We start from the raw sequence: 13,068 nt of genomic DNA, 5'->3' as shown, positions 1-13,068 counted from the left end.
GAGAAACGTATGTGTGAAGATTGCAAGCCGGGCAACATCAGTCGGCGAGGGTTGATTGCGGGCGGCCTGGCCTTGTCGCTGGCGACACCGCTGGCCTCGCAGGCATTCGCCCAGGAGGCCGTTGCGGCTGCGCCGGTCTCGCCGGAAGAGGCGTTGCAACGTTTGGTCGATGGCAATGCGCGCTATGTTGCCAATGCCGCGATCAACACGGACCACTCGTTGGCGCGCGCCAGCCGCGCCGAGGGACAACAGCCCTTCGCGGCCATTGTCAGCTGCTCGGATTCCCGCGTGGCCCCGGAGCTGATTTTCGATCAGGGCCCGGGAGAACTGTTTGTCGTGCGCGTCGCCGGTAATTTCATCAGCGAAGAAGGCCTGGCGACACTCGAATACGGTGTGGCCGTATTGGGCATCAAGACCATTGTGGTTCTCGGACACACCGCATGCGGTGCCGTTGAGGCGACGATCAAGTCGATTGCCGACAGGGAATTGCCGCCCGGCCACCTGCCGAGCCTGGTCAACGCCATTCGCCCGGCGGTTTATGATGTGATGGGCGATGCACCCGACGATCTGCTGGATGCGGCCACCGCTCAGAACGCCAAACTCAATGCCGCACGAGCCCTCTCCGCAGGACCAATTCTGTCTGGAGCCGCTGCCGCGGGCACGCTTGGTGCAGTCGCGGGCATGTATGAAATTGCCACGGGCAAAGTGACGTTCCTTTAGCCTGCCATTGCGCAAGACCCATGGACAGCATCTATCGCGGGGGACAGGTCCTGCCCCCCGTGAGATATTGGGCGAGCTTGATCGCTTGTCGCATCATGCATCTGAGCAATCAGGCGAAGGGCATATTGTAGCTGCGCGTGGTCTTCCTTGGCCAAGGGCACATAGGCAGATGACCCCGTCGACGATAGCTGTTGTCCTTCTGAAGTGAGGTGCCCGACGAGTGACGCTTCGCCCTGTACGATGTCGGCACCAGCCAGTTCGGGCGGCACCATCTGCTCGATCTCGATATCGGGAACAATACCCAGCGCCTGGATGGAGCGATTGCTCGGCGTGTAATAGCGGGCCGTCGTGAGCCGTATCGCCCCGTTGCCACCAAGCGATATGATCGACTGCACCGATCCCTTGCCAAAGGATCGCGTTCCGATCAGCGTGGCGCGCGCGTGGTCCTGCAACGCCCCCGCCACGATCTCCGCTGCAGAGGCGGATGCGCCGTTGATCAGCACGATGAGCGGAACTTCGGCCAGTCGGGCATCCAGGGCATCGGATTGTGCGTCGAAGCGGGCACTCTCCTGGTCGCTCCGTCCGCGGATCAGCACGACTGCCCCACGCCGCAGGAAGGCGTCCGCCACAAGAACGGCCTGGTCAACAAGACCACCCCGATTATTGCGCAGGTCGAGAATGAGGCCCTTGGGCGCGACACCGCAGCGCTGTGCATAGATGCGGTCGACCGCTGTGGTGAGGCCGGGTGCCGCTTGGGCGCTGAAGCTGGCAAGCGTCACCAGGGCCACATCGTTTTCCATCGACCACCGTACCACAGGCGTCGCAATGATGGCGCGCTCGAGTGCAAAGTCGATCAGGTCCCCGACGCCTTCGCGGCGCACCGCTATCGTCACCTTGCTCCCAGTCGGGCCCCGCATGCGCGACACAGCCTCGTCATGGCTGAACCCGGCAATAGAGATGCCATCGACTGCAATGATCACATCGCCGGCTCGTATACCGACCCGTCCGGCGGGAGTGTCCTCGAAGGCAACCATGACGGTTACCGCGCCGTCGATCATCTGCGTCTGCAGGCCAACCCCCGCATACTCGCCGGATATGCCCTCACGCATGTCGTCATATGCGTCTGGCGACAGATAGTTCGAATGAGGATCGAGCGATGTCAGCATGCCCTGAACGGCCGCGCGCACCAATTCGCGCTCATCGGGCGCATCGACATACCCGCCTCTGATGTGGTCGAAGACCGCGCCGAACAGCGCCATATTGGCGAGCCTGTCTGCTGCGCCGCTGGCGCCCGGCGCCGAGCCCTGCCCGAAGGCCGGTGTCACAAACAGGATCAGTGCGACGATGATACCACTAAAATACGCATGAGGATGTGAGGGCACGTCTTCCACCCAGTTGAAGCATACCAGGCAGGGTGCCGCATCGCTGCGACACACCGACCTCGGGCGGATTATTCGCTGAACGCGCCGTGGAACAGCACGTGGAGTCTGTCCGCGAAAGGTTGCACAACCTCGACAAAGGGCATGCCCGAAAGGCGCAGCGCCTGTGCTTCAGCGATCAACAGATCCACATGCTCGCGGATCATTGCCTTTTGGTCCTCAGGCAGTTCTGCCGCTTCAAGCTGGGCCAGGGGGCCCTCGAACACAGCGTCGAACTCCATCTGAGGCATGCTCGCCATGTAGCCCGACGCCACCGCGTGATAGGCCGCGCTCCAACTCGCCAGGTCGAATCCTACCGCCGGGATCAGTGATGCGCCCAGCGAGTCATAGTCATAGAAGATGTCCGCAGCATCGACGGTCATCCCTTCGCCCATCTCGACCACAAGCTCCTCCATGATCGACACGACGGCCGCCGCCTCGTTCCGCTCCAGGGCCAGAACCGGCGAAGTCGCCACCACAAAGGCCGTGCCTGACGATACCAGACCGACCGCCAGGGCCAGAAAGGCCGCTTGGAAAAACGCGCGCCCCATCAGAAGGCTCCCTTGATGCCAGCCGATGCCGCGAAGGATGGATCACGGCCATTGCTGGCCAGGTGCAGGGATGTGGACATTGAGAGATTGTCGCTGATCGCGTGGTCAAGTTCAGCCCCCACCCGGGCCCATGTCTGCGAATAGGTCCCCCCGCCCATCGAAAAATCGAACAGCCCCACCACATTGCCGGCCGCTGCCGCCGCGGTGCCCGCGCGGTGCGCCACTTCGAGCGTCGTCGACAGCTTGGTCTGGGTCGAGAACTCCGTCACCGCCGTCACGCCCAGGCGTATATCGGCGTTGCCGGTGGTCTGCGCACTGAACACCGCCGGAAACGGACCGCCAGTTTCGGTATAGCCGTTGACATGCAGGCCTCCAAAGCCCAGCGACGCATAGGGATTGATGCTGGTATTGCCGATCACGGCCGCTTCCAGCCAGTCTGCCCGCAACCGCACCACGCCGCCAAAGGCAGTGGTCTCGCCGCTGGACATCGCTGTTGCCCCGCCATTGGAATAGGCCCGATCGATATTGGCCTTGTAATTGCCAATCATGCCGGTCAGGCTGAGCAGCAGCAGCGGCGTGCCGTCCGGCTGCCAGTCCATTTCGCTGAGCACATACTGCCCCTGCATCCGCGCCGAGCCGCCCAGCGCCAGGTCCTGCCAGGACCCCGTCGTGCCGACCGCCCCACCGATCCGCACATTGCCGCCCGCCAGATCGGTGCAGGCGCCCATTTCGGCCAGTGCCAGCCCGGTGGCCGAGGCGCCATGACGCGCGAAATCCCCGGTTGCCCAGGCGCACATGTCGCCCGTCAGGTCCGGCGTCAGCAGCAGAGGCCGATGATGCGCACCGTTCATCGGCAGCCAGGTCAGGAATTCGCCGGTATTGGCTATGCCTGCGGCGGCATAGAGCGTCTGGTGGTATTCATCGATGTTCATCAGCCCGCCGCCCGAGCTGCTCTCGCCTCGCGCCAGGTAGCCGTTACTTACCTCGCTGTCACCATACATGTGCCCCACAGCCACATTGCCGTCGTCGGAAATGCCTTTCGCGCTTTGCAGCACGTATCCCGCCGTGGACACACCATGCCGATCGAGCCATGCCGCCACCGACTCCATGCCCGCTTCTTCAGACCAGCGGAATGCGTGGACATAGGAATCCTCGTTCCGGGACTGTCCGACAACCCAGCGTCCGTCGCGGGAAACAGCTTCTGCGGTGGCGCTCTGACCCCCAAGGTCGCCCAGATCAAGCATCTCCACATTGCCCGAAACGCCATCGGTTGCGCCCTCTCGCCAGCGGAAGGCGCGCGTGCGGCCATCGACGTCTTCGGACTCACCGACCACCACGCTGCCGTCGCCGGACGCCGATCTGGCAAAGGAGTAGCCGACCATGCCGGTCAGCGAACCGAGGTTTTCGACGCTGGCCGCTCCACCCGATTCGATACCGCCCAGATCCCACCGCGCGGCCTGTCGGGAAAAGCCCGCCCCGTCACTCCACCCAACGGCATAGGCGCCATCGCCGGAAATCCCCAGGGCACCCGTTAGACCGTAGCCCCCGGACAAACCATCCAGCGCATACATCTGCTCATTGCCAGCGACGCCGCCCGTTGCGCCCTCGATCCACACAAAGCCGCGCTGATTGCCCTGCCAGGCCGCATCACCGACGACACGCTCCCCTGAATCGGACACGCCATATGCACGGCTTAGCGCGGAACCGACCAGTGGCGTAAGAGTCCCGAGGTCAGTTGTCACCCCGCCCGATGTGTCACCGACAAACCGAAATGCCCTGATGCTTGGGCCGCCGAAGGCCTGTCCAACCACAACGGTGCCCGAACGATTGATGGCATGGGCTTCCATCATCGTCCCGATCGGGTTGGGCAATTGAAACTCATCGCCGTTGATATTGGCGATATGAGCCGAAATCGCGCTGTTGGCGGCAAAGGTCCGGCCATCCCCGCTGATACCGGCAAAGCTCCAGTCCCATAGCGTAAGCCCCGCATCCTGCGCTTCTGCCTTCGGGATCATGACAATCGCCGTAGTCGCCATCAGCAGTCCGGCCAGCAGCCAACGCCCCCCGTTCCGCCGTTTCCGATTGCCGAATGCCCGCATTGTCATGAGTGTTCTCCCGAAAGCAAAAGCCGGCCCCAAAGGACCGGCTTTGCGAACTAAAGGGTTGTTTTGACTCGCTCAATGCAACGGCACGACGCGCATAAACCTTGCCGTCGCGCATAAGCCCGCTTCGAAAATAACGCCGCCCGGTGAGGGGCGGCGTCCAGGGTTGCAGCGCCACATGGTCAGGAGGGTGAAACGGGCTGCCGAACCGGTCAGAAAACGGCCTTCACACCGAGCGAGCCGGCAATCGATGGATCCCGCCCGGCGGTCGCCAGATGAACTGAAGTCGACAGCGAAAGGTTGTCAGTGATCTTGTGGTCGAGTTCAACCCCGGCCCTGACCCAGGTCTGGCTCTGCCGGCCGCCGCCGAGGGAAAATGCAAACAGCCCGTCCACCTGCCCGCTAGCCCCGGGCGCCGTACCACTGCGATGGGCCACTTCAAACGTCGTCGACAGCTTGGTCTGGGACGAGAACTCCGTAACTGCTGTGAGGCCAACGCGCACATCCACATGGGTCATGCTCTGTGCGTTGAACAATGCCGGAAACGGTCCGCTGCTCTCGGTATAGCCGTCCACATGCAGCGCGCCCAGGCTCACCGAAGTCCAGGGATTGAAAGTCGTATTGCCAAGTGAGACCGCTTCGAGCCAGTCAGCCCGCAGCCGGATGACCCCGCCCGTAGCGCGGGTCTGGCCGCTGGACACAGCTGTTGCAGCCCCATTGGAATAGGCGCGGCCCACATTGGCCTGCCAGCCCCCGAGCATGCCGGTGGCAGACAAGAGTAGCGGCGTGCCGTCCGGCTGCCAGTCCACCTCGCCCAGCACATATTGTCCGGCCAGCCGGCTCGCCCCGCCCAGCGACAGGTCCTGCCACGACCGCGTCGTGCCCACTGCGCCACCGATCCGCACCGAGCCGCCCGCAAGATCGGTGCAGGCGCCGATTTCGGCCAGGGCCAGCCCGGTCGAGGTACCACCGTGATGGGCAAAATCCCCGCTCGCCCACGCGCACATATCGCCGGTCAGATCCGGTGTCATCATCAGCGGTCGGTGATGCGCGCCATTCATCGGCAGCCAGGAGAGGAACTCACCCGCGCTGGCTATCCCGCCCGCGCCGGCATAGAGCGTGCGGTTGTATTCCTCGACATCCATGACGCCGCCGCCACCACCGCCGGTTCCATCTCCCAGCCGCGCAAGGAAGGCACGATTTTCCGCCGCGCGATTCATCGTGCCGATAATGACCCGCCCGTCCGTCGAAACGTCATTGGCAACTTGCAGGCGCCAGTCGCCAACATCAACATCGTCTTCACTCAGCAGTTCTTCCACGGCAACCATGCCCCGCTCCTCGTCCCAGCGGAAAGCAATCGCGCCACCGGGATCCTGCGAGCTGCCAACGACATAATCACCCCCCGAAGAAACCCCATTGGCCATACTCGACATGCCCCCGAGCGTGCCCAGATCGATCATCTGCTCATTGCCCGCAACGCCGCCGGTGCCACCCTCCCTCCAGCGGAATGCATGATGTTGCCCACTCCCTGTGGCAGCTCCGCCGACGATGACCGAGCCGTCCGCCGACACGCCATGGAAAACCCGTTCCCGCCGGTCAAGTCCCCAAGCGCCGAACCAACCAGCCCCCCAGCACCGTCGATATCGGTCAGGTCCCAGCGCATCGCCCTTTCCACTGCGCTGCCATTGGGGCGATACCGACCAACCGCCACATTGCCGTTGTCCGAAATTGCGCGAGCGACAGTGGGCGAGTTCGCCTCCCCCGCCTCAAGCTCATACATCTGCTGATTATGGGCGACACCGCCGGTGGCACCCTGCACCCATACAAAGCCTGTTCTGACATCTGCGTCCGTTTCTGACGTGCCCACAATCCTGCTGCCGTCGCCCGAAACGCCGTAAGCCTCGGACTCATGCCTCGGGTCGGTCCCCAGCGTTCCCAGTTGGATCAGCCCGTCCGCTAGGCTCCACCGGAAGGCGCTCGGCTGGCTTTGATCACCGCGCCCCGTTCCCACAACGACCTGGCCATCGCCGGAAATCGCCCGGGCCGCACTGATGAAATTGCTGTAGCGGGGAATTTGATGGGTGCCGTCGGGCGTGTGGTAGTATCCCTGCGTGCCATTGAAAACGGAGTACCGGCCATCATTGCTTAGTGCCACGCCCTCGTTTCCCTGGAGGTGCTCAATGCTCTGCGCGCGCGCGTCCAGTGCAAGTACAAGCGATGTCGTGGCCATCAGGACCCCAACCAGAATGTGTCTGCGGCGCTTGTTCGCCTCAAGCCCCAAATGTCCACCTGCATCAAATATCTCCCGAAAAGCAAAAACCGGCTCAAAGGACCGGCTTTGCCAATTATGGGAGTGACCTTCGACGCTCAACGCTTCGGGGCGGCAGACATAAAAGACGACCGGCAGGCATAAGGCGCAGCGTCAGTCCTCGGCGCGCTCCCGCCGGTAGTGTCCGGGCGGCACCCCGAAGCGGCGGCGGAACGCCGTGCTGAAATTGGACACCTGCCCATAGCCCACCGACCAGGCTAACTGTTTGAGCGACATCTCGTGTCCTTCATCGAGCATGCGTCGCGCCGCCTGCATGCGCGCCTCCAGCAGATAGTCGAAGACCGTCGCACCAAACACAATGCGGAAGCCCTGGTTGAGCTTTCGGGGCGACAGGCCCACGGCGCGCGCCAGGCCGCCCAGATCATCGGGTGCCTTGACGTTGGCCAGTAGCCGCTCGCGCGCCTCGCGCACCCGCATCAGGTCTCGCGGGCTCAATTCACTGGCCTCCGGTGGCGTCTCGGCCAGCATGTCCATTTGCATCGCCAGCAGTTGAAGCGCCAATCCTTCCTGGTAGAGATGCTGCATGGAGCCCTGATAGATCGGCATCATCATTTCCTGCGCGATCCGGATCGCGCCCGGCGCCATGGCCCGCATGAGCAGCATGGGGTCGGCGCGCCGGTTGAGCACAGCATCCACCGACCGGGGCAAGCCGTCCTGCGAGCCGATCGCTTCGAGCGCGTCTGGCGTCAGCATCAGCGCGACTGAGCGATATTCGGCCCTGCCATCAATGTCGTAGCTGAGCTTCCGCTCAGAAAAGCTGACGGCATACATCTGCCCGGGTACGCGCCACCCATGGCTCGCATTGCCCTCGGCATGAATCACGCCCGAGCCCCCCAGCATGCAACCCAGCACCAGATTGTTCGATGGCAAGTCGCCTGACGGAGATATCGAAAAGCCATGGGGTGACATGCCACCGCCACTGAAGAGCGATAGGCCTTCGCGGATCACCGCGTGATCCATGCGCACGGACAGGCTTGCCTTCTCCACCGCGATCCGACCGTCACCGTCGAAGACTTCGGTGGTGCCGGCTTTGCTGCCTGCAAAGGCCCAGCGTCGTCGTGTCCCCACCGAAAGCGGCGTCGGGGCGCGCCAACTGACAGAATTTCTAGCTATGGGTCAGGCTCCGGCTCGACAGAACGGGCCGTTTGCCTCGCCCTTCCAGAGCCCGATTTCAATCTCCCGGACCATTGCGCATAAGGATTTACGCCGCGCATATGCCCGGTCAGGCCGGTGCCTTTGCGTCCCGCAAACTGCCAGGCGTCACCCCGAAGCGACGGCGGAAGGCAGTCACGAAATTGCTGACCTGCCCATAGCCCAGCTCCCAGGCCAGTTGCTTCAATGGCAGGGGTGTGCCCGCTTCCAGAGCAGCGCGCGCCGCATCGAGCCGGGCATCGTGCAGATAGGCGAAGACCGTCGTGCCATAGAGATCGCGAAAGCCGCGATTGAGCTTCTTGGACGAAAGTCCCACCGCGCTTGCAAGCGCCTCAAGGTCCGGCGGGTCGCGTAGATTAGCCAGCAGCATGTCGCGCGACATCCTGATCCTGGTCAGTTCGATCGCAGATAAGGTCTTTGGCGCAGGTCGTTCGCCCAGATGCTGGAATTGGTACGCCAGCAGTTCCAGCACCTTGGACTGCATGAACAGCTTGCCAACCCGTCCTTCGAAGGGCGTGCGCAGCAGCGACTGGCTGAGACGCCTGATGCCCCCCGGCAACGTCCCCATATCGGCCAGGTTGTCCCTGCGCACTGTGAGCACGTCGTTCACGATGTCGGGCAGTCTGTCATCCGCGCCAAGCAGGTCCATGGCCTCAGCCTCGACCCGCAGCGCAACCAGCCGCCAGCCGCGCTCCGCGTCGATATCATAGCGGCAATGCCGCTCGATAGGCGACAGGGCATAGAACCGTCCATCGTCGCGCCACACCATGTCGTCACAGCCTTCGAGATTGAGCATGCCCCGGCTCGACAGCAGTCCGCCCATGATGACCCGGCCCTGGCGGTCACCGCCCCCCACCTCGATCTGAAACTGACAATTGGCCGTAGCCTCGCCACGATAGAGCCAGATCCCGGGCAGGACTGGCGTCTCCTCGAGATAGGCATGCGTTGAACCGTGCCGGAAGCGCAGCCGCTCCGCATTTTCGAACTGATGCGGCCGCGAACAGTCTCCGCTCGAAAACAGCCAATCTTCCATTCGCCTGTCCACCTGCAAGACATGACACGCTAAGTCAAAATCCGGCCCTGTCAAATCTTTGCGCTTGTGCCATCCGGCTGGCAATATCCCCATGCTCTGCCAGCAATGCACCGCCGCTCAAATTGCCAAGGCAATTCGGCCTTGTGGAGATGAAGTCTGCGACGCGATCTAGGAACCTGACACTGACCGACTTGGGTCCGTCGACGGACCCGCTTTCAGTGTCGAAGATGCGATAGCCGTCATTCCGCGCCATTTCCGCCCAAGCCGGCGCCGAGCCGATCCATGCCGCCGGACAGGCTGGATGATCGCTCAACAGGACTGCGATGCTTCAGGCAGGTGCGGCCATGGACCAGCCGGACGCCATGCGCATCCAGTCAATGACGTTTCGCGGCCAAACCGCCAATGGCGATGAAGCGATCAGGACACGGCACGAAGGCGTGCTGCGGACCGCCTAGTCCGCAGCGTTTTCGGGCGTTGCACGCAGATTGCCCCGCGCAATGAATTGGCGCAGCCAGACCAGGCCTAGGATGGTCGCGCCGATAGCGGTCGAGATCAATTCCGGAGCGATCAGCAGGAAGGCGCCGACGACAAGGAAGGCCCGCTCGACTTTCCAGAGAGGTGCCGTCAGCCAATTGGTGATGGCGGCGGAGAGCGACAGGATACCCAGAACGGCGCCGGTGAAGGCCAGAACGAAATCTGGCCAGGTGAAGTCGGCGGTGACCAGCAGCAGCGAGGGCGAGAATACGAACACGAATGGCACGAGGGCCTTGCCCATGGAGAGCCGGAAGGCGGTATTGCCGGCCTGGAACGCATTGGCGCCGGCAATGCCTGACGCCGCATAGGCGGCCAGGGCCACCGGCGGCGTGACGTCGGCGATCACCCCGTAATAGAACACGAAGAAATGGGCCACCAGCGGCTCGACATTCAACATCACCAGGACCGGCGCTGCGATCGCCACCATGATGATGTAGTTCGCGGTGGTTGGAATGCCGGCGCCCATGAGGACGCAGACCACTGCCGTCATCATCAAAGTGAACAGCAGCGTCAGGTTTTCCTGGCTCAGCACCTCGAATGGCAGGATGGCAAGGACACCGTGGACATCGACTGCCCAGCCCTGGGCAACCGAGGTCACCATGAAGGCAATCTTGAAGCCGACGCCGGTCAGGGTGACCACACCGATCACCACACCGACCAAGGCGGCAGCTGCGGTGATGGAGAGGGTTTGCCGCGCGCCGAGCGAAAAGCCCTCATAGACCCCGACGCAGAAATCCTTGAGCCCGCCGACCAGGCCACTGCGCATGAACGACTGGACCAGATAGACCCCCATACAAGCCGTGATCGACCAGAAAGCGGCCGCGAACGGGGTACGTCCGGACATCAGCATATAGACCAGCAGGATCAGGGGGATGGTCGACATCCAGCCCTCGCGCAGCACCTTGACCGCGTTGGGCAATTCTTCTTTGCTCAGGCCCCGAATGCCCTGTCGTCGCGCCTCAAGATGCACCTGAACGAGTACGCCGAAGAAGTGCATGAAGGCCGGCACGATGGCCGCGATCAGAATGAGGCGGAGCGGGATGCCGAGATATTCGACCATGAGGAAGGCAACGGCGCCCATGACCGGAGGCGTGATCTGCCCACCGGTGGACGACGCGGCCTCCACAGCAGCAGCGAAATGGCGCTTGAAGCCGATCTTGATCATGGCGGGAATAGTCAGGGCGCCAGTGGTCACCGTATTGGCGATCGACGAACCCGAAATCGACCCCAGCATCGCCGAGGCCAGCACCGACACCTTGGCAGGGCCGCCTGAATAGCGGCCCGTCAGCGCGCTGGCGAGATCGATAAAGAGTTTGCCCAGGCCAATGCGCTGGGCCATGACGCCGAACAGCACGAAGTGGAAAACGTAGGTGGCGATCACGCCCAGCGCAGTGCCGTAGACGCCCTGTGAGGTCAGGTAAAGGTGATTGACGATGGTTTCCCAGCTGGCGCCAGGATGGACAAAAATGCCCGGCATGTGCTGGCCGAAATAGGCATAGGCCATGAAGAGGATGGCAATGACCGGCAGGGGCCACCCCATGGCGCGCCGGACCGCCTCGAGCAGCACGACCAGCAATGCCGTGCCCATGATCACATCGATGGCGAGCGGATCGCCGACGCGGAAGGCCAGTTCGCTATAGATCCAGGGCACGTAAAACGACGATACCGCGCCGACAATAGCCAGCAGCCAATCCAGTATGGGCAGGCCGAGAATTTTTGGCTGGCGCGAAGGTTTGTGGGCGCCCGAGAAAGCGGAAAAGCTGAGAAACACCAGAAAAAGCGACACGCCCATATGCAAGCCGCGGTGGGTGGTCGCCTGGGGAATGCCGAAACCGGCCGTATAGAAATGATAGCATGCCAGCAGGAACAGAATGGCGCTGGTCATGATCGCAGCGGGACGTTCGAGCGGCCGAAAGCGCGCCTCTGGATCGTATTCCTGTTCCAGAGCGTGCAGGGCTTCTGCGCTAAGAGCTTCGTCGTCTTGCTTCAGGGCGCTGCCGGTCATGGTGTCTCGTCCCAATTAAAAAAATACGTGGCCAGAAGCTGGCCACGTATAGTCGTGATCCAGGAAAGTGTTAGAGCTTCCCGGCTTCCTTATAGAACTTTTCCGCACCAGGGTGGAACGGAATGCCCGCGCCCTGAACAGCATTGTCGAGCGTGATCATCTTGCCCTTGGCATGGCCCGCAGCAAACAGGCGCTGGGTATTGTCGTTATAGAGCGCCTTGGTGATGCCATAGACGAGGTCATCGGACAGGGTGGCCGATGTCACCATCTGGGCGCCAACCGACAGGGTTGGTACGTCTGCGGAGACACCATTATAGGTGTCGGCCGGGAAGCTATCCTTGGCAAAGAACGAGTATTCAGCAAGCATCGCATCGACTTCGGGCCCCGTCACCGGAACCAGAACGATGTCCTGCTGCGTTGCCAGTTCAGCGATGGCACCGGCTGGATAGCCGCCAACGAAGAAGAAGGCATCCATCTGGCCGTCCCGCATCCGGTCGGCGGCCTGGTCGGGCTTGAGATATTCAGCCTGGATGTCGGACTCGCCCAGCCCGAAGGCATCGAGAATGATCTTGGCGTCGACCAGCGTACCCGAACCGGGCTCATCGAGCGAAACCCTCTTGCCTTTCAAATCGGCAACCGAAGCAATGCCGGCATCCGCGCGGGCGACGATGTGGATGCTTTCGGGGTAAAGATTGGCGATGAGGCGCAGATCGGAAACGGCGTCCTTTCCTTCCCAGATACCGGTGCCGGTCTGGGCCCAATAGGCGACGTCGGACTGGGAGAAACCAGCTTCAAGATTGCCACCGGCAACGCCATTGATGTTGCCGACCGAACCATTGGAGGCAACGGCGGTCGCCACCAGACCGGGGACACCACAAGAGCCACCATCTTCGCAGGCGCGCGAGCCGGGCGGGTTGGAAATGGCGTTGGCGATCAAACCACCGATTGGATAATAGGTGCCGGCCGTGCCGCCAGTACCAATGCGGAAGAATTGCATATCCTGCGAAACAGCTGGCTGGGCGGTGAGGCCCATCAGCGACGCAGCTGCGATAGCGATCCATGTCTTCATGTGTATATTCCCTGTCTCTGCAGCTTTTTACTATGGTCGATCTTGGCAAAGCCTGCCGCATTATGGACAACGCGCCGGATATGACAACTCCCGGCGGCCAGAGATAGCGAATAGACAAGGGATATACCCAGTCGAAGCATCTCGAGGCTCATCGA

Annotated in this window: 10 protein-coding genes; 1 reads left to right on the top strand and 9 read right to left on the bottom strand. The window is 62.4% G+C overall.

The window, feature by feature from the left end; all coding sequences use genetic code 11:
• Positions 1–9: 9 nt before the first annotated feature.
• On the top strand, positions 10–720 hold the full coding sequence (locus tag BUA69_RS15565) for a carbonic anhydrase (protein ID WP_046135255.1): 711 nt from the start codon (positions 10–12) through the stop codon (positions 718–720).
• Here BUA69_RS15565 and BUA69_RS15560 read toward each other — a convergent pair.
• The 9 genes from BUA69_RS15560 to BUA69_RS15520 form a co-directional block, all read right to left on the bottom strand.
• The gene (locus BUA69_RS15560; RefSeq protein ID WP_072866586.1) at positions 717–2,102 is read right to left on the bottom strand and encodes a S41 family peptidase; all 1,386 of its coding nucleotides are present in this window, start codon (positions 2,100–2,102) and stop codon (positions 717–719) included. The two genes, BUA69_RS15565 and BUA69_RS15560, sit on opposite strands and share 4 nt — an antisense overlap.
• Before the next feature lie 68 nt (positions 2,103–2,170).
• Positions 2,171–2,689: a hypothetical protein gene (locus tag BUA69_RS15555; protein WP_046135256.1), complete on the bottom strand. Its 519-nt coding sequence runs from the start codon at positions 2,687–2,689 to the stop codon at positions 2,171–2,173.
• Positions 2,689–4,794, bottom strand: a complete 2,106-nt coding sequence (locus BUA69_RS15550) for an autotransporter domain-containing protein (RefSeq protein ID WP_046135257.1) — start codon at positions 4,792–4,794, stop codon at positions 2,689–2,691. Before BUA69_RS15550 ends, BUA69_RS15555 begins: the two co-directional genes overlap by 1 nt.
• A 209-nt stretch (positions 4,795–5,003) precedes the next feature.
• A complete protein-coding gene (locus BUA69_RS15545; RefSeq protein WP_072866585.1) occupies positions 5,004–6,362 on the bottom strand; it encodes an autotransporter domain-containing protein in 1,359 nt (452 codons plus the stop codon).
• The gene (locus BUA69_RS15540; protein ID WP_143154543.1) at positions 6,248–7,021 is read right to left on the bottom strand and encodes a hypothetical protein; all 774 of its coding nucleotides are present in this window, start codon (positions 7,019–7,021) and stop codon (positions 6,248–6,250) included. Before BUA69_RS15540 ends, BUA69_RS15545 begins: the two co-directional genes overlap by 115 nt.
• 192 nt (positions 7,022–7,213) lie before the next feature.
• Positions 7,214–8,188 carry an AraC family transcriptional regulator gene (locus tag BUA69_RS15535; RefSeq protein ID WP_046135260.1) on the bottom strand — a complete coding sequence of 325 codons (975 nt, stop codon included), beginning with the start codon at positions 8,186–8,188 and terminating at the stop codon, positions 7,214–7,216.
• Positions 8,189–8,342: 154 nt separating this feature from the next.
• Entirely contained in the window at positions 8,343–9,305 is a 963-nt protein-coding gene (locus BUA69_RS15530; RefSeq protein WP_052950546.1) for an AraC family transcriptional regulator, read from the bottom strand.
• 451 nt (positions 9,306–9,756) lie between these two features.
• On the bottom strand, positions 9,757–11,844 hold the full coding sequence (locus BUA69_RS15525; protein WP_046135261.1) for a TRAP transporter permease: 2,088 nt from the start codon (positions 11,842–11,844) through the stop codon (positions 9,757–9,759).
• A gap of 70 nt (positions 11,845–11,914) precedes the next feature.
• On the bottom strand, positions 11,915–12,913 hold the full coding sequence (locus BUA69_RS15520) for a TAXI family TRAP transporter solute-binding subunit (RefSeq protein WP_046135262.1): 999 nt from the start codon (positions 12,911–12,913) through the stop codon (positions 11,915–11,917).
• Between the last annotated feature and the right edge of the window lie 155 nt (positions 12,914–13,068).

It is taken from the genome of Devosia limi DSM 17137 (assembly GCF_900128975.1).
Classification (GTDB): domain Bacteria; phylum Pseudomonadota; class Alphaproteobacteria; order Rhizobiales; family Devosiaceae; genus Devosia; species Devosia limi.
This window is presented reverse-complemented; position numbering and strand designations above follow the sequence as displayed.

Bases quoted from the DNA above. Each gene is read 5' to 3' on its own strand.
- BUA69_RS15555 (WP_046135256.1), bottom strand. From the start codon at position 2,689: ATGGGGCGCGCGTTTTTCCAAGCGGCCTTTCTGGCCCTGGCGGTCGGT.
- BUA69_RS15565 (WP_046135255.1), top strand. From the start codon at position 10: ATGTGTGAAGATTGCAAGCCGGGCAACATCAGTCGGCGAGGGTTGATT.
- BUA69_RS15550 (WP_046135257.1), bottom strand. From the start codon at position 4,794: ATGACAATGCGGGCATTCGGCAATCGGAAACGGCGGAACGGGGGGCGT.
- BUA69_RS15525 (WP_046135261.1), bottom strand. From the start codon at position 11,844: ATGACCGGCAGCGCCCTGAAGCAAGACGACGAAGCTCTTAGCGCAGAA.
- BUA69_RS15540 (WP_143154543.1), bottom strand. From the start codon at position 7,021: ATGGCCACGACATCGCTTGTACTTGCACTGGACGCGCGCGCGCAGAGC.
- BUA69_RS15520 (WP_046135262.1), bottom strand. From the start codon at position 12,913: ATGAAGACATGGATCGCTATCGCAGCTGCGTCGCTGATGGGCCTCACC.
- BUA69_RS15530 (WP_052950546.1), bottom strand. From the start codon at position 9,305: ATGGAAGATTGGCTGTTTTCGAGCGGAGACTGTTCGCGGCCGCATCAG.